Origin of the sequence: Parafrigoribacterium mesophilum (assembly GCF_039652555.1) — a bacterium.
Taxonomy (GTDB): domain Bacteria; phylum Actinomycetota; class Actinomycetes; order Actinomycetales; family Microbacteriaceae; genus Parafrigoribacterium; species Parafrigoribacterium mesophilum.
Genome location: NZ_JBDJAF010000001.1, coordinates 1,225,024 through 1,240,580, shown reverse-complemented (window position 1 = coordinate 1,240,580; position 15,557 = coordinate 1,225,024). Strand labels below are relative to the sequence as shown.

Genomic DNA, 15,557 nt, shown 5'->3' with positions numbered 1-15,557 from the left:
TTAGCGGCCGAGCTTGGGGGAGAAGACGCGGGTGACCAGCCGGGCGATCAAGTTGAGCAACATCACCATCAGGATGAGCACGAGGGCCGCAGTCCACGCCCGGTCAAGGTAGGCTGCGACATCCGTTCCCGGATTGGCGTACTGGATGTACGCGAACAGCGGCAGCGCCATCATCCGCCCGTGGAACAGGTCGTAATTCATGCTCTGCGTGAACCCTGCGATGATCAGCAGCGGCGCCGTCTCCCCGATCACCCGGGCGATGGCCAGCGTGATGCCGGTGGTGATGCCCGCCAGCGAGGTGGGGATGACGACCTTGAGGATCGTCAGCCACTTCGGCACCCCGAGGGCGAAGGATGCCTCGCGCAGCTCGTTCGGCACGAGCTTGAGCATCTCCTCAGAGGAACGCACGACAGTGGGGATCATGAGCAGCGACAGCGCGATCGCGCCGCCGAAGCCGGAACGGATGCCCGGATCACCGAGCAGGAGCGCAAGCAGCGCGAACGCAAACAGGCCGGCCACGATCGACGGGATACCGGTCATCACATCCACGAAGAACGTAATCGCCCTCGCCAGGTGTCCGCGACCGTACTCGACGAGGTACACCGCCGCGAGCAGCCCGACCGGCACCGAGATTATGATCGCCATCCCGGTGATCTCCACCGTGCCGACGATCGCGTGCAGCGCGCCGCCGCCGTCGCCGACGATGTTGCGCATCGAGTTGGTGAAGAAGGTCAGGTCGAAGCGTTTCCAGCCGTCCACGACGACGGTGAAGAGCAGCGAAATCAACGGAAGCAGTGCGATGATGAACGCCGTCGAGACGAGGGAGGTCACCAGCCGGTCCTTGGCCTTGCGGATGCCTTCCACGAGATAGGACACGGCAAAGATCAGCACATCGAACAGCACCGTCCCGAAGAAGACAACGCCGGTGATGTTGTAGCCGCCTTGGTCGCTGGTTGCCTGGATGAAGGCGAACGCCACGGCGAAGACGAACCAGCTGCCGGCCAGCAGCGCCCACGGAGCCCAGCGCGGCAGTCGGCCAGTGGTGAGCGCGTTGACGATGCCGTTGCCTGTGTCGTTTTCGCTGCCCGCGGTGGTGGAGAGTGTCATCAGTTCGCCCCCGAGAACGCCTTGCGGCGGTTGATGGCGACTCGGGCCGCCAGGTTCACCAGCAGGGTGATGATGAACAGGATGAGCCCGGTAGCGATGAGCGCGTTGACGGCGACGCCGTGCGCCTCGGGGAAGTTCAACGCGATGTTTCCGGCGATGGTGCCGGGATTCACCGATCCGGTGAGGATGAAATTGATGACCAGCGCGGGGGAGAGCACCATGGCGACCACCATGGTCTCGCCCAGTGCACGGCCGAGCCCGAGCATTGCCGCCGAGATGATTCCCGGGGTGCCGAACGGCAGCACGGCGGTCTGGATCATCTCCCAGCGCGTCGCCCCGAGGGCCAGCGCGGCCTCCTCGTGCAGCCGCGGTGTCTGCAGGAATACCTCGCGGCAGACGGCGGTGATGATGGGCAGCACCATCACCGCGAGCACGATGGCCACGGTGAGGACGGTACGCCCGGTGCCGGACACGGGAGGTGCGAACAGCGGGAACCAGCCGAAGTTGTCCACGAGCCAGCCGTAAAACGGCTGCACGAACGGCGCGAGCACCTTGATGCCCCAGAGCCCGAAGACCACCGACGGCACCGCGGCCAGCAGGTCGATGATGTAGCCGAGCGCCTGGGCGATCCGCCGGGGTGCATAGTGCGAGATGAACAGGGCGATACCGATGGACACCGGCAGCGCCATCGCCATCGCCAGCACCGCGGCCCACACGGTGCCGAACGCCAGCGGGGCCACGTACTCCCAAAAGCTTGACGGCGACCCGGCCAGTTCCTTCGGGTCGGCCACCAGCGCGGGGATGCTCTGCACCACCAAGAACACGGCGACTGCGCCGAGCGCGACGAGGATGAGCGCGCCGGCCAGCAGAGCTCCGCCGGAGAACAACCGGTCGCCGCGGCGCTGCCGCACCCTGGCCGGCATCGTGCCCGGAACGCCTTGTGTGGTCATCTCCTGCTTTCTCGCCATGGTCGTCCCGCTACCGGATGCTGTCGATCGCCGCGGTGATGCGGCTTGCCAACTCGGGCGACAGCGGTGCTGATCCCGCCGACTTCGCTGCTTCCGCCTGGCCGCGGGAGCTGACAACGTGGTGGAGGTAGGCCTTGACCAGCTTCGCCGTCGCGGCGTCCTGGTAGTGGTCACAGGCGATCATGTAGCTGACTAGTACGAGCGGGTAGTGGCTGGAGTCGGTGGTTTTCCGGTCCAACTCGACGGCGATGTCATTGCTCTCGCGACCCTCTACCAGCGGTGAGCCCGCCACCACTGCCGCAGCTGCCTTCGTGCTCAGCGTGACGAAGCTGCCGCCGACGTTGAGCTTCGCGATTCCGAGGTGGCCGGCCCGCGAGGCATCCGAGTAGCCGATGGTGTTCACCCCGCCACCGACGGCCTCGACCACACCCGAGGTGCCCTGCGCGGCCTCACCGTTCTGATAGGGAAAACTGTCGTCCGGCGGCTCGTCCCACACCTGGGGGGCGACCTGGCCGAGATAGTCGGTGAAGTTCCTCGTGGTGCCGGAGTCGTCGGAGCGGTGCACGGCGGTGATCGTGCCAGCCGGCAGTGGCGTGCCCGGATTGAGTGCCGCCACTGCTGGGTCGTTCCACCGAGTGATGGTGCCTTTGAAGATTCCCGCGATGGTCGCAGCGTCCAGGTTCAGGTTCTCGACACCCTTGATGTTGAAAATCACAGCGATCGGCGAGACGTACACCGGCAGGTCGATGCCCCTGCCCCCGGCCGCGCAGCCAGAGAACGTTTCGGAAAGCTCTCTCTCGCTCAGTGCCGAGTCGCTCCCGGCGTATTGCACGCCGCCGCTAATGAAGGCTTTGCGGCCGGCGCCCGATCCGTCCGGCGAGTAGTTCACCGTGGCATCCGGGTTGTCGGTCTGGAACGACGCGACCCAGGCATCGGACGCGCTGCTCTGCGAGGAGGCCCCCGATCCGTTCAGGGTGCCGGACAGCGCGTCGGGGCCGGCCGGCGGAAGGCCCATCTCGTTGGCGGCGCAGGAGGAGAGAACGAGCACGGCGAACGCGGCCGCGGCGACTGTGAAGGTTCTGCTGAGGCGAGTGGCCCCGGAACGGATGGTCACAGATTCCCTTCCGAAGTTGATCCACCGGTGATGGTGAGTCGCTGGTTCAGCGCACTGCATTACCAGACTGCCCTCGGTTGGTGAACGGGAGATTAACGGACCCGGAGGGCGCGCCGTCAGGCGGAGTATCGCCCGGGCCCTCGGCGCGGGCATCTGCGCGTTGTTAGCCTTGGCAGCGTGAGGTTGTGGTCGGTTCATCCGCACTATTTCGACCGGCAAGCACTGACCGCATGCTGGCGCGAAGGTTTGCTGGCTCAGGCCGTGCTCACCGGGCTCACCAGCGGATACCGGGCACATCCGCAGCTGCAACGGTTTCGCAGCCACGGCGCTCCCCTGGAAGCAATCGGCGGGTTCCTGCGTGCGGTTGTCGACGATGCGGACGCGCGTGGTTACCATTTCGATCGGGGCAAGATTAGTGGGGTGGCGGGACCGCTCGAGCCGATACCGGTCACCACTGGCCAACTGATCTATGAGTGGACTCACCTGCTGGCCAAACTCGAACAGCGCAGCCCCGCGGTGGCCGCCATGTGGCGCCACGTTTCGGTGCCAGAGGTCAACCCCATCTTCACGGTGATCGATGGGCCGATCGCTTCGTGGGAACGACCGAAGAGGTGAATGCCGAACGCGTCGTGCAGGTTAGTCGCGCAGCGGCCCGTGCGTCTCGAATGCCACGAGACCCGATTCCGGGTCGTCCTCCGACAGGTGCAGCACGGTGTACTCGCCGGTGGAGAGCATCGCGGCGCGCTTGAGCGGGTCATCCATCTTCGTACCAGCCGCCTTCGCCACGCTCTGCAGGAGCTCCGGCAACAACGGACCGTGCGAGCACAGCACCACTGTTTCCCTCTTACCGACGCGTTTCGCGATGACCTTCGCCACGTTGGCCTTGCCGTCTTCGTAGGCGTCCTGGCTGATGGCCGCGACCTGTTTCACCTCGAGACCGGTGAGTTCCGCGAGCGGTTCCACGGTGGCCAGGCACCTTGTTGCCGGACTGCTGAGCAACCGGGTCGGCTGCCAGGCCGCGATGGCCGGTGCGACGCTCGCCGCCTGGTCCAGACCGCGGTGCAGCAGCGGGCGGGTCGCATCCGGTCCGTCCCAGGATGCCGGCGGCACCGCCTTCGCGTGGCGCAGCACGATCACGGCGAAGGTTTTCAGCGTGCCGGCCTCGACCAGTTCCTCGAACCGGTCGACCACGTCCCGGTCTCGTTCGTAGCTGAGCTTCTTGCGTGCCGCGGACAGGCTCACCCACTCCAGGGCGCCGATCTCCGCGTTGGAGCGGAACGTGGATGCGGCGCGCATGTCGTCGTCCACCGCAGCGGCCCAGTAGTGCACGACCTTCTCCCGGCCGTCCGCCAGGGTGTAGCCGATGGTGGTCAGCGGCGCACCGAGAGCGACCCGGAGCCCGGTCTCTTCCTCGATCTCACGCACCGCGGTCTGCGGCGGCGTTTCGCCGGGATCCACCTTGCCTTTGGGCAGTGAGATGTCCGCGTGCGCGGCCCGGTGGACGAGCAGAATGCGCAGCTTCCCATCCGTGAGTCGCCAGCAGATCGCCCCAGCTGCGACGACGATCGAGGGGGAGAGCGTTTTCACCGAAAAACCCCGGCGCGTTTGCGAGCTGAAATTTGGCGCATAAGAACATTCTGCATGTCGCGCAGCGGCGTCCCATCTTCGGCCCGAGAATTGCGGGTCCAGTGTCCGGATCCATCCAGCCACCACGACGAGGTTTGGTCGGACATGGCCAGATCCATGAGCTCCTCCAGTTGGCGCAGGTGTGCTGGGCTGTCCAGGCGCACCAGGGCCTCGACCCTGCGGTCAAGATTGCGGTGCATCAGGTCGGCGCTGCCGATGAAGACCTGGAGGTCTCCCGCGTTCTGGAACGAGAAGATTCGGGAGTGCTCCAGGTATCGGCCCAGCACCGACCGCACCCGGATGGTGTCGCTGAGTCCCGGCACACCGGGCTTCAGCGAGCAAATGCCCCTGACCAGCAGGTCGATGGGCACCCCGGCTTGGCTGGCCCGGTACAGCGCGTCGATCATCTGCTCGTCGACCATCGAGTTGACCTTCATCCGGATGCCGCCGGCGATTCCGTTTCGGGCGTTCTCGGCTTCGGCGTTGATGCGCTTGAGCAGCCCCTTGCGCAGGTGCAGCGGTGCCACCAGCAGCCGCTTGAACTTCTTCTCGATCGCGTAACCGGACAGCTCGTTGAACAGGCGGGTCAGGTCCTTGCCGACCTGGTCGTCCGCCGTCAACAACCCCAGGTCTTCATACAGACGGGAGGTCTTCGGATTGTAATTGCCCGTGCCGATGTGGCTGTAGTGCCGCAGCACCCCGTTTTCCCGCCGCACCACGAGCGCCAGCTTGCAGTGGGTCTTGAGCCCGACCAGACCGTAGACCACGTGCACGCCGGCCTTTTCAAGCTTGCGCGCCCAGTTGATGTTCGCCGATTCGTCGAAGCGCGCCTTGATCTCCACCAGCGCCAGCACCGCCTTGCCGGCCTCGGCCGCCTGGATCAGGGCTTCAACGATCGGGCTGTCCCCGCTGGTGCGGTACAGCGTCTGCTTGATGGCGAGCACTGCGGGGTCGCACGCGGCCTGCTCCAGGAACGCTTGCACGCTCGTGGCGAACGATTCGTACGGGTGGTGCAGCAAGATGGGATGCCGCGCGATCGACGCGAAGATATCGGGAAGCGCGTTCGGCTCGACCGGCAGGAGGTTGACGCTCGTGGTCGGCACATGCTTGGGGTACTTCAGCATCGGCCGGTCGGTCTTGACCACCTCGTACAGGCCGCCGAGGTCGAGCGGGGCGGGCAGGCGGTACACTTCCTGCTCGGTGATGTCCAGCTCTCGCACCAGCAGCCCGAGGGTCAGATCGTCCATGTCGTCGGTGATCTCAAGCCGGACCGGCGGCCCGAACCGGCGCTGCAGCAGTTCGCGTTCGAGGGTCTGGATGAGGTTCTCGGACTCGTCCTCCTCAACTTCGACATCCTCGTTCCTGGTGATGCGGAACTCATGGTGCTCGAGCACGTTCATGCCGGGGAACAATTCGTCCAGGTGGTGCGAGATGAGGTCTTCCAGAGGGATGAAGCGAAGCTGACCGCTGGCATCGTCCGGCAGCTGGATGAACCGTGGCAGCACCGACGGCACCTTGAGCCTCGCGAACTCCTCCTTGCCGGTCTTGGGGCTGCGCACCCGCACGGAGAGGTTCAGCGACAGACCGGAGATGTAGGGGAACGGATGCGCGGGGTCCACCGCGAGCGGCATCAGTACCGGAAAAATCTGAGTGGAGAAGATCTCGTCGAGCGCCAGCCGGTCCGCTGCGGCAAGGTCCACCCACGCGTCGATGCGGATACCGACCTCATCCAGGGCCGGCTTCACGAGCTTCTGAAAGACGGCGGCGTGCCGCTCCTGCAGCACGTGCGCCATCTCGCTGATGTCGGCGAGCGCGTCGGCCGGTGCCGTGCCCACGTTGGTGGGCACCGCGAGGCCGGTGAGAATGCGCCGCTTCAGCCCGGCGACGCGCACCATGAAGAACTCGTCGAGATTGCTGGCGAAAATAGCCAGGAAGTTGGCCCGCTCGAGCACAGGAAGGTGCGGATCCTCGGCCAGCTCGAGCACCCTGGTGTTGAACGCCAGCCAGCTCAGCTCGCGATCGAGGAATCGGTCCGGTGGCAGGCTTCCGTCGTCGATCCAGGTCGAGTCGTAGTCGTCGTCGAGTGTGTCGGTGACCAGCCCGGTGTCGTCGAGGAAGGTCTCGCTGTCCATGGCTTCATCATGGCACCCCTGGGTGGGCGCCCGTCCAGAGTTCTTACGGCTTCCAGACCATCAGAATGACGACGACGAGAAGCAGCACCGCCGAGATCCCGGAACTCATCCCGATCAACGAGTATTCACTCATCGAGCTGCCCGCGGACCGGGCGGTGGCGGGCCCGCCGTCCGCGGCGCTCGCGGAACTGCCACTCACCGACGTCTCCGCTTCCTGCAGCCGGCGACCGGCGCGCCGCATGATGGGCACCACCATGGCCAGACTCACGATCAACGCGATGATGTACAGCACGATCGAGATGAGGATCCACGGCGTCGTCACCGACAGGTTGAAGCGTTCGTCGGCGAGGCTCATCGCGCCGAATCCGAAGATCACCACGGCCAGCGACGCGAGGCTGAGCACGAACGTCGACTTCGCCAGGGTCAGCACCTGCCCGGCATTCCCCGCCCGGATGGCACGCATGCCGGTCATCGGCAGGATGGCCATCGGGCCGACGATGAACACCGCGGTCACGACGTGCAGGATGTTGAGAAGCGTTCCCATCGCAACAGACTAGCCGGTTGTCCCGAGGATTCCACCGCTTGCGTACTGCACGTCGACTGTGTAGTCCCGGAAGCCGTACGAACGGTAGAGCCGCAGCGCGGGTTCGTTGTCGGCTTCCACGTAGAGGTTCGACGTGCGGATGCCGCGCTCGGCCAATCGCGCGAAGCCCGCCTCGACGAGCACACGGCCGAGCCCTTCGCCCTGCCGGTGAGGTGCGATGCCCACGGCGTAGAACTCGCCGACGTCACCGTCGACCTTGAGCCAGCAGAATCCGATAAGCGCACCCCGGTCCCAGAGCAGCAAGAAGTCGTGCTTGTCGAACCAGTCCTCGGCCTTGCGGGCGTTCAGGTCGCTCTGAGTGAGTTTGCCCTGCTCCGGATGCGAGGCGAAGGCTGCAGCATTGACCGCGAGCCAGGCGGCGTCGTCGATTCCAGGCCGAAAAGCCGACACGGTAGTCCCTGGTGACTCTCCGTCTGGAACGTCGGTCCCTGAGGAGGGAGCCGCTAGGCGAGCGTCTGGAAGGTCGGTCCCTGAGGAGGGAGCCGCTAGGCGAGCGTCTCGAAGGTCGGTCCCTGAGGAGGGAGCCGCTAGGCGAGTGTCTGGAAGGTCGGTCCCTGAGGAGGGAGCCGTTAGGCGAGCGTCTGGAAGGTCGGTCCCTGAGGGGGGAGCCGTTAGGCGAGTGTCTGGAAGGTCGGTCCCTGAGGAGGGAGCCGTTAGGCGAGTGTCTCGAAGGTCGGTCCCTGAGGAGGGAGCCGCTAGGCGAGCGTCTCGAAGGGGCACCTCGGCCCTCAGCTGCAGCAGCGTGCGCACCGGCGTGAGTCCGTGCCGACCGGCGAGGATGCGCGCCGCCGGGTGGTCGCCGTGGGCCCACACGTGCAGATTGCCGCCCGAGCGTTCCAGCAGAGTGGTCAGCATGCGCTCACCCAGGCCCCGTCGCCGGGCGTCCGGGTCGACGACGAATTCGGCATCCGTCGCGTCCGGGCTGATGATCGCCGCCGCATCCGTTCCCAGGGCGATCAGGTCACGACGCCGGTCGGCCAGATCGATCAGCGACTGGTCGGAGAACGGCGGCTGCCCGTCGGCGCGGGCGGCCCGGTCGGCCAACGCCGCGACCCAGTCAGGAACCGACGGGCTGGGCACGACGCTCGGTGTCCTCGTCATACACGTTGAAGCGGTAGCCGACGTTGCGCACGGTGCCGATCACCGATTCCAGGTCCCCGAGTTTGGCCCGCAGCCGCCGCACGTGCACATCGACGGTGCGCGTGCCGCCGAAGTAGTCGTAGCCCCACACCTCGCTGAGTAACTGTTCGCGGGTGAACACGCGGGAGGCGTGCGTGGCCAAAAAGCGCAGCAGCTCGAATTCCTTGTAGGTGAGGTCCAGTGGCCGGCCCTTCACCTTTGCGGAGTAATTCGCCTCGTTGATGATGACGCCCGAGGCGTTGATCGTGCGACTCTCGTGCTCCCGCGCGCGTCGGCCGAGCACAAGGCGGATGCGCGCATCCACTTCGGCCGGACCGGCCGTGCTCAGCAACACGTCGTCAACGCCCCAGTCGGTGGAGATCGCCGCGAGTCCGCCCTCGGTGAGCACGGCAACCAGCGGCACGTTGATCCCGGTGGTGTGCAGGATCGCGCAGAGCGACCGGGCGGCGAGCAGGTCGGTGCGGGCATCGACGAGGATGAGTTCACAGCTGGGGGCGTTGACCAGGCTGGCCGGTTCCGCGGGAATCTGCCGGCACTGGTGGCCCAGGAGAGCGAGGGCCGGCAGTACTTGGCCCTCAGGCGCGGAGGACAGTACCAACAGCTGTGCCACGGGCACCTCCTGGTTCGTCAGGGCAACAGTCTACAAGCGCGTCCGGCGATCCCGGCCAGCCGGATTCCACGGCGATGAGGCACAATTGAGCCGTGGCCATGTTAAGGACGGCGCTGCCCGTGTGGGTGCTGGTCGTCGTCGGCGCTGTCCTCGTCGGGCTGCTCGCCGTCCCCGCCGAGTACCTCACCTGGCTGCCCATCGTGCTGGGTGCGGCCGTGCTGCTCACCTTCAGCATCCAGCTCGGGATCGTACGCCGCGCGGGCTTGGTCACCCGGGTGATGGTCAGCGTGGGCGGCAGCGTCGTGATTCTCGTCATCGCCACCGCCGTCCTCGGCACGATCGCCCTGGCGGCAGGCTAGAATCGACACATGATTCTCGCGCTCGAACTCACCTTTGTTGGCCTTCTCGTGCTGGCAACGCTGGCGATCGGGTACGTCTCCGTGGTCGTGCTGTACAACCTGTTCCGGGGCGCACGCTAAAGACAAGGTTTCCCATGATCGAAATCGGTGCTCACGGCTTGGGCGCTGATCTTCCGGCGGAGATCGTCCCCCTGTCCTGGTTGCTGGGTGTCTGGGAGGGCACCGGGGTCGTCAATTACGACGTGGGCGACGACACGCGCACTCACGAGTTCGGGCAGCGGGTGAGCTTCAGCCACGACGGACTGCCCTTCCTCAACTACTCGAGTTCCACCTGGCTGCTGGATCCCGAGGATGCGGCGGATGCCGAACGAGGCGTCTTCGCCGCGGAGAGCGGATACTGGCGGCTGAGCCGCCCCAAGACGGAGGGGGATCCGGGCCCTGGGCTGCTTCCCGGCGTCGGTCCCGCCCCGTTCGGCACTGCTCAGGCCGTCGAGGTGCTGCGCAACGCCGCGGGCGGGTTCGACATCGAGGTATCGATCGTGCATCCGATCGGCGTCAGCGAGTTGTATCTCGGCCAGGTGAAAGATCCGCGCATCGACCTGTCCACGGATGCCGTGGTGCGCACGGCCACGGCGAAGGAGCACGCCGCCTCGACACGGATGTACGGACTGGTCGAGAGACACCTCCTCTGGGCATGGGACATTGCCGCACTGGGGCAGCCGCTGGCCACCCACGCTTCCGCAAGGCTCGCTCGTGTCGACTGACCGGCTACCCGGTCTTCTGGCGCTGCCCGGCGCGGTCGGCGGTGACGCCGCAGGCGCCGGTGTCGCCGGCCACTACGGCAATCCGCTTCGCGAGCAGCGGGCGCTGGCCGAAGAAGGCGCGGTCGTCGACCTCTCGCACCGCGCGGTGCTGTCGGTCACCGGAAGTGACCGTCTCAGCTGGTTGCACTCGGTCACGAGCCAAAGCCTCGCCGAGCTCCGCCCCGGTGCATCCACGGAGACCCTGGTGCTCGACCCGAAGGGGCACATCCAGTACGCCGCCCGCGTGCTGGATGACGGCGCTACCACGTGGCTGCTGCTCGAGCGGGAGCAGGCACCGGATCTGCTGGCCTGGCTGAATTCGATGAAGTTCCTGTTGAAGGTCGACGTGGCCGACCGCAGCGAGCAGTTCGCGACGATCGGCAGGTTCGGACAGTCGGCGCCGGCGACCATCCACGCCGGGATGGAGTTGGTCTGGCGGGATCCGTGGTCCCGAGTGACACCCGGCGGCTATCAGTACGCCCGGCAAGACCCGCATCCTGGCCAGGCGTGGCACTGGGGCGAGAGTCTCGTGGAACGCGGTGACCTGCCCGCGCTCGCCGGCGAGGTCGCATCCGGACGGCTGAAGGCAGCCGGGCTGCTGGCCTATGACGCGTTGCGCATCGCGGCGTGGCGACCAAGCTTCGGTGCGGAGGTGGACGCGAAGACCCTTCCCCATGAGCTGGATTGGCTCAGGTCGGCCGTGCACCTGAACAAGGGCTGTTATCGCGGACAGGAGACGGTGGCCAAGGTGCACAACCTCGGGCATCCGCCGCGCCGACTAGTGATGCTCAACCTGGACGGATCGGAGGGGGTACTGCCGTCCGGCGGCGACGACGTGCTTCTCGGCGACAAGGTTGTCGGCCGGGTCACCTCGGCCGGGTTGCACTACGAGCTCGGCCCGATTGCCCTCGCGGTGGTCAAACGCACGACCGATCCTGAGGCGGTCCTCACCGTGGACTCCGGCGGCACGGCACTCGCCGCGGCACAGGAGCTCATCGTGCCGCCGGATGCCGGAGCGACCGCCGCGGTGCCGCGGATGCCGCGCCTGGGTGCGGTGAAACGGCAGGGAACGCCCCCGCCTACCTCGGTAGGCTGACAGCATGACCCACACGCTCATCCTCCTGCGGCACGGACAGTCCACCTGGAACAAGGAGAACCTGTTCACCGGCTGGGTCGACGTTCCGCTGAGCGAGGGCGGTCGAGCCGAAGCGAAACGCGCCGGTGAGCTGCTCGTCTCCGCCGGACTGTTGCCCGACATCCTCTACACGAGCGTGCTGAAGCGCGCGATCCAGACCGCGAACATCGCGCTGGATGCCGCGGACCGCGACTGGATCGACGTGAAGCGCAGCTGGCGTCTCAATGAACGGCACTACGGGGCACTGCAGGGCAGGAACAAGGCCCAGACCCTGGCCGAATACGGCCAGGAGCAGTTCATGACCTGGCGGCGGTCCTTCGACGTTCCGCCGCCGCCGCTGGACGACGACAGCGAATTCTCGCAGTCCCACGACCCCCGCTACGCCGGCCTCGGCAACGCGCTGCCCCGCACGGAATGCCTCAAAGACGTCATCGAGCGCATGCTGCCGTACTGGGAATCGGACATCACCGACGACCTCGGCGCCGGTAAGACGGTGCTCGTCACCGCGCACGGCAACTCGCTGCGTGCCCTCGTGAAGCACCTGGACGGCATCTCGGATGCTGACATCACGGGTCTCAACATTCCCACCGGTATCCCGCTGGTCTACGAACTGGATGACGAGTTCCGGCCGACGAAGCCGGGGGAGTACCTCGACCCGGAGGCTGCCGCTGCCGGTGCTGCCGCCGTAGCGTCCCAGGGCGCCACCAAGTAGGCAGACCCCTTTTCGCAGAACCCATCTCACGGAGATTCTGTCACCGAGGCCCCCGGATGCCCGAAGCCAGGTGCCCGAAGTACAGAAACTCCTTGAAACGGGGGCTGGGAGGGGGGGCTGGGAGGCGACGCGGAAGGGGCTAGACCGAGAACAGCGGTGCTCCGAGGGCTGCGGCGTCCACGGTGATGCCGAGCCCGGGGGCCGTCGGCGCCGACCCGCGGCCGTCTAGGGAACGGGGCTCGTAACCGGCCACATGGCCGTCGGTCCAGTCGTTGAAGAACGAGACCATCAGCAGGCTCTCCTGGCGGGTACTTGCGGCAATGTGGCTGACCGCTGCGGTGATGATGTCGCCGCCCCACATGTCCTCGATCGACACCTTCAGGTTCAAGTCCTGCATGAGGTCGCGCATCCGCGCCGCCCTGGTCAAGCCGCCGACCCGACTGATCTTGATGTTGATCGACGCGGCATGGGCATCGTGCTTCGCGTGGAAGACGTCCGTGGCCGTCACGATCGACTCGTCGAGCACCAGCGGCAGTCGAGACCCCCGCATCGCGATCATGCAATCGTCGGTGGTGCGGCACGGTTGTTCGATGTACACCGCAACGTCGTCGAGCTGGTGCAGCGCGATCTGCGCGTCGAGGATGCTCCAGCCGCCGTTGGAGTCGGCGATGATGATGGTGTCGTCGCTGGCGACGGCGCGGGTCGCCTTGGCGCGTGCCACATCATCCAGAGGGTCGTTGCCAACCTTGAGTTGGAACCGGCGGATGCCCGCCTCGGCCCGCTGTGCAACGAAGTCGGCCATCGCTCCCGGCGCGCCGAGCGGCACCGCCTCGTAGAGCGGGAAGTCGTCGTTCAGCACGCCGCCGAGCAGCACAGACACCGGCTTTCCGGTGGCCTTGCCGAGCAGATCCCAACAGGCGATGTCGATGGCGCTCTTCGCATAGTTCTGGCCGAGCAGCGCCGCATCCATCGCCCGAGCGACGCGCGACAGGTTCGTCGGGTCCTGCCCGAACACCGCGTGTCCCAGAATTTCGAGCGCGCTTCGGATGCCGGCGGTGAAGGTAGGCAGGTAGGTTCCGCCCAGCGGGGTGATTTCGCCCCACCCATCGAGGCCCTCATCGGTGCGCAGGCGCACGAGCGTGCCGAGTTCGTGAGTGGCCGCCCGGCCCTTCGACATGACGTATTCGCCGTGTGCGTAGCGGACGTCGTAGCCGAACACGTCGACCGAGGTGATCTTCATCGGAGCCTTTCCTGGGGTGCTGGGCTGTCGTAGACGGCGCTGGCGATGACCAGGTCTTCCCAGGACATCCCTACGCTTTTGAAGATGCGAGGTCGCTTCCGGTCCGGCGGGGTCTGGCCGGTGAGGATCCGGCGCAACGGCACCAGGGATGCCGGATCGATCACGCCTTCGGCGACCGGCACAATCACGTCGCCGGCCTCCCGCAACGCACTCGACCGCTCCTCCACAACCAGTTGGGCGCGGGCTGCCAGCACGGAGTCGAATTCCCTGGCGTCGGGCTCGTGGGAACCCACAGCGATGGTGCACGAGTCGTCCGGCACGAGGCGCCCGTCGAAAAGCGGCTGCCGCGCGGTCGTCGCGCAGACGATCAACTGCGCATCGCGCACGGAGTCGGCGTCGCCCACGGATGCCCGAAGACCGAGCCCGGAAATCCGTTCAGCCAGGGCGGCGGCGCGCTGCTGGTCCCGCCCCACGATGCTGACCCTGCCGAGCGTGCGGATCGTGGCCAGGGCCTGGAGATGACCCCAAGCCTGCGGTCCGGAACCGAACACGGCCAGGTGATCGACCCGTTCCGGAGCCAGGTGGTCCGCCGCCGCGGCCGAAAGCGCCGGCGTGCGCAGCGTGGTGAGCGCCGTCCCGTCGATTGTGGCGACGACGCCGAGCGTCTCGGCATCCATCAGCAGATATACGCCCTGGATGCGCTCCAGGCCGCGTGCCGGATTACCCGGGGCGACGGTGGCGACCTTCACTCCGACGAACCGCGGCGACGCCGACGGCATGAGCAGCAACTGACCGTGATCGACGTCGAGCACGCTGCGCTCGAAGTCGGCAGCCGGGTCCAGTCCGGCGTCGAACGCCGCCTGCACGGCACGCACGGCCTGACCAAAACCGACCCGGGAGAACACCTCGTCGGCGGAAATATTCACGGTGGCCGTCATCGCAGCAGAAATCCCGTCCCGATCGGGTCTGCGGCGTCGTGGTAAAAGACGTGCTCCCCGGTCTTGTAGGCCATCCCCTCCACCTCGGGAACGACGCCGTTCGGATGCGGGAGGGCGCGCGCGGTGAACCGCGTCCCGATGATCGAATCATGTGTGAACACCTGGTCGGCCGTGAGCCGCCCGGCGGCGGCGAGCAGCGCGACGCGGGCGCCGGTTCCCGAGCCGCACGGGGAGCGGTCCACCTCGCCGTCGGCGAAGACCGTCACGTTGCGTTGGCGGGGCCCCTGCGCGTCATCGCCCAGCTCGTCATAGATGATCGTGCCGTACACGCCGCTGAGCCTGGCATCGGCCGGATGCTGCGCCCAGCTCGACTCGTTCAGCGCCCACTTGATCTCCCGGCCGATCGCGATGAGGTCCGCATAGTGCTCCGGATCCACGGCGAGTCCGAGGTCGACCGCCGACACCGACGCATAGATCGCACCGCTGTAGCTGAGATCGACGGGCACCGCGCCGCGCGAGGTCTCCAACGGCAGCGCCGTGGCGATCACGAACGACGGCACATTGCGGAACGTCACTCCGGCGATCATGCCACCGACACGGCGCACCGTCGCGACCACGCGGCCGGAAGGCACGTCGATTCTCACCTCGGTGTCGCCATCCGGGTCAGAGGCGACCCGACCCGACTGCACCGCCCACACTCCGAGCGCGATCGTGCCGTGCCCGCACGCGGTCGAGTAGCCGTGGTTGTGCCAGAACAGCACCCCGAAATCGGCGCCGTCATCGTCGGGCGGCACCACGAAGCATCCATACATGTCCGCGTGCCCGCGCGGCTCGCGGCACAGAAGTTCGCGGACGCGCTCCAACTCGACGGAACGCTGCGCCAGCACCCGCCGCGCCGCCACGGTCGGCGCATCCGGCACCGTTACCCCGTCGGCGACGATGCGGAACGGTTCGCCGGCGGTGTGAAAATCGACCGCCCGGATGCCGTCCGTAATATGGCACATATTAGGATGCTATCGAGCATGCTGGATAAGTGCGAACGAGAGGGCACGGCGGTGACGCCGCACCC

At 66.7% G+C, this 15,557-nt stretch carries 16 protein-coding genes; 5 read left to right on the top strand and 11 right to left on the bottom strand.

Translation table 11 applies throughout. The features are described 5' to 3' along the window. Genes pstA through pstS form a run of 3 tightly spaced genes read right to left on the bottom strand, consistent with a single transcriptional unit; the run spans window position 1 to window position 3,189 of the window. Complete coding sequence (pstA, locus tag ABFX56_RS05915) at window positions 1–1,107, bottom strand: phosphate ABC transporter permease PstA (RefSeq protein WP_346232336.1); 1,107 nt, start codon at window positions 1,105–1,107, stop codon at window positions 1–3. After that, a complete protein-coding gene (gene pstC / locus ABFX56_RS05910; RefSeq protein WP_346232335.1) occupies window positions 1,107–2,057 on the bottom strand; it encodes a phosphate ABC transporter permease subunit PstC in 951 nt (316 codons plus the stop codon). Before pstC ends, pstA begins: the two co-directional genes overlap by 1 nt. A gap of 28 nt (window positions 2,058–2,085) precedes the next feature. Further along, window positions 2,086–3,189, bottom strand: a complete 1,104-nt coding sequence (pstS, locus tag ABFX56_RS05905) for a phosphate ABC transporter substrate-binding protein PstS (RefSeq protein WP_428834405.1) — start codon at window positions 3,187–3,189, stop codon at window positions 2,086–2,088. A gap of 177 nt (window positions 3,190–3,366) precedes the next feature. Here pstS and ABFX56_RS05900 point away from each other — a divergent pair, with 177 nt between their 5' ends. Continuing rightward, window positions 3,367–3,804 carry a pyrimidine dimer DNA glycosylase/endonuclease V gene (locus ABFX56_RS05900; protein WP_346232334.1) on the top strand — a complete coding sequence of 146 codons (438 nt, stop codon included), beginning with the start codon at window positions 3,367–3,369 and terminating at the stop codon, window positions 3,802–3,804. Between the two features lie 21 nt (window positions 3,805–3,825). Here the strand turns inward: ABFX56_RS05900 and ABFX56_RS05895 are convergent, their stop codons facing one another. From ABFX56_RS05895 to ABFX56_RS05875, 5 genes are read right to left on the bottom strand one after another with little or no spacing between them, the layout of a single operon-like run. Continuing rightward, window positions 3,826–4,776, bottom strand: a complete 951-nt coding sequence (locus tag ABFX56_RS05895) for an NUDIX hydrolase (protein ID WP_346232333.1) — start codon at window positions 4,774–4,776, stop codon at window positions 3,826–3,828. After that, window positions 4,773–6,947: an RNA degradosome polyphosphate kinase gene (locus ABFX56_RS05890; RefSeq protein ID WP_346232332.1), complete on the bottom strand. Its 2,175-nt coding sequence runs from the start codon at window positions 6,945–6,947 to the stop codon at window positions 4,773–4,775. Before ABFX56_RS05890 ends, ABFX56_RS05895 begins: the two co-directional genes overlap by 4 nt. A gap of 43 nt (window positions 6,948–6,990) precedes the next feature. Continuing rightward, a complete protein-coding gene (locus ABFX56_RS05885; RefSeq protein WP_346232331.1) occupies window positions 6,991–7,491 on the bottom strand; it encodes a DUF2269 family protein in 501 nt (166 codons plus the stop codon). Window positions 7,492–7,500: 9 nt separating this feature from the next. Then, window positions 7,501–8,631: a mycothiol synthase gene (gene mshD, locus ABFX56_RS05880; RefSeq protein WP_346232330.1), complete on the bottom strand. Its 1,131-nt coding sequence runs from the start codon at window positions 8,629–8,631 to the stop codon at window positions 7,501–7,503. Then, window positions 8,609–9,301 carry a winged helix-turn-helix transcriptional regulator gene (locus tag ABFX56_RS05875; protein ID WP_346232329.1) on the bottom strand — a complete coding sequence of 231 codons (693 nt, stop codon included), beginning with the start codon at window positions 9,299–9,301 and terminating at the stop codon, window positions 8,609–8,611. Before ABFX56_RS05875 ends, mshD begins: the two co-directional genes overlap by 23 nt. A 92-nt stretch (window positions 9,302–9,393) precedes the next feature. On the opposite strand from ABFX56_RS05875, the gene ABFX56_RS05870 reads away from it, so the two are divergent. From ABFX56_RS05870 to ABFX56_RS05855, 4 genes are all read left to right on the top strand, one after another. After that, window positions 9,394–9,660: a hypothetical protein gene (locus ABFX56_RS05870; RefSeq protein ID WP_346232328.1), complete on the top strand. Its 267-nt coding sequence runs from the start codon at window positions 9,394–9,396 to the stop codon at window positions 9,658–9,660. Window positions 9,661–9,794: 134 nt separating this feature from the next. Beyond that, a complete protein-coding gene (locus ABFX56_RS05865; protein ID WP_346232327.1) occupies window positions 9,795–10,424 on the top strand; it encodes a nitrobindin family protein in 630 nt (209 codons plus the stop codon). Further along, window positions 10,414–11,559: a CAF17-like 4Fe-4S cluster assembly/insertion protein YgfZ gene (gene ygfZ / locus ABFX56_RS05860; RefSeq protein WP_428834404.1), complete on the top strand. Its 1,146-nt coding sequence runs from the start codon at window positions 10,414–10,416 to the stop codon at window positions 11,557–11,559. The genes ABFX56_RS05865 and ygfZ overlap by 11 nt, the downstream gene beginning before the upstream one ends. Before the next feature lie 4 nt (window positions 11,560–11,563). Beyond that, complete coding sequence (locus tag ABFX56_RS05855) at window positions 11,564–12,310, top strand: phosphoglyceromutase (RefSeq protein ID WP_346232326.1); 747 nt, start codon at window positions 11,564–11,566, stop codon at window positions 12,308–12,310. Window positions 12,311–12,449: 139 nt separating this feature from the next. Here the strand turns inward: ABFX56_RS05855 and ABFX56_RS05850 are convergent, their stop codons facing one another. The 3 genes from ABFX56_RS05850 to ABFX56_RS05840 are packed head-to-tail and all read right to left on the bottom strand — an operon-like array spanning window position 12,450 to window position 15,492. Next, on the bottom strand, window positions 12,450–13,550 hold the full coding sequence (locus ABFX56_RS05850; RefSeq protein WP_346232325.1) for a mandelate racemase/muconate lactonizing enzyme family protein: 1,101 nt from the start codon (window positions 13,548–13,550) through the stop codon (window positions 12,450–12,452). Then, on the bottom strand, window positions 13,547–14,488 hold the full coding sequence (locus ABFX56_RS05845; protein WP_346232324.1) for an ornithine cyclodeaminase family protein: 942 nt from the start codon (window positions 14,486–14,488) through the stop codon (window positions 13,547–13,549). The genes ABFX56_RS05850 and ABFX56_RS05845 overlap by 4 nt, the downstream gene beginning before the upstream one ends. Continuing rightward, window positions 14,485–15,492 (bottom strand): proline racemase family protein, encoded by a 1,008-nt coding sequence (locus ABFX56_RS05840; protein WP_346232323.1) that lies wholly within the window; start codon window positions 15,490–15,492, stop codon window positions 14,485–14,487. Before ABFX56_RS05840 ends, ABFX56_RS05845 begins: the two co-directional genes overlap by 4 nt. Between the last annotated feature and the right edge of the window lie 65 nt (window positions 15,493–15,557).

What these genes read in the sequence shown, in the direction of transcription:
- ABFX56_RS05890 (WP_346232332.1), bottom strand. Translation starts at nt 6,947, where the DNA reads ATGGACAGCGAGACCTTCCTCGACGACACCGGGCTGGTCACCGACACA.
- pstA (WP_346232336.1), bottom strand. Translation starts at nt 1,107, where the DNA reads ATGACACTCTCCACCACCGCGGGCAGCGAAAACGACACAGGCAACGGC.
- ABFX56_RS05865 (WP_346232327.1), top strand. Translation starts at nt 9,795, where the DNA reads ATGATCGAAATCGGTGCTCACGGCTTGGGCGCTGATCTTCCGGCGGAG.
- ABFX56_RS05840 (WP_346232323.1), bottom strand. Translation starts at nt 15,492, where the DNA reads ATGTGCCATATTACGGACGGCATCCGGGCGGTCGATTTTCACACCGCC.
- ABFX56_RS05850 (WP_346232325.1), bottom strand. Translation starts at nt 13,550, where the DNA reads ATGAAGATCACCTCGGTCGACGTGTTCGGCTACGACGTCCGCTACGCA.
- ABFX56_RS05855 (WP_346232326.1), top strand. Translation starts at nt 11,564, where the DNA reads ATGACCCACACGCTCATCCTCCTGCGGCACGGACAGTCCACCTGGAAC.
- pstC (WP_346232335.1), bottom strand. Translation starts at nt 2,057, where the DNA reads ATGACCACACAAGGCGTTCCGGGCACGATGCCGGCCAGGGTGCGGCAG.
- ABFX56_RS05885 (WP_346232331.1), bottom strand. Translation starts at nt 7,491, where the DNA reads ATGGGAACGCTTCTCAACATCCTGCACGTCGTGACCGCGGTGTTCATC.
- ABFX56_RS05845 (WP_346232324.1), bottom strand. Translation starts at nt 14,488, where the DNA reads ATGACGGCCACCGTGAATATTTCCGCCGACGAGGTGTTCTCCCGGGTC.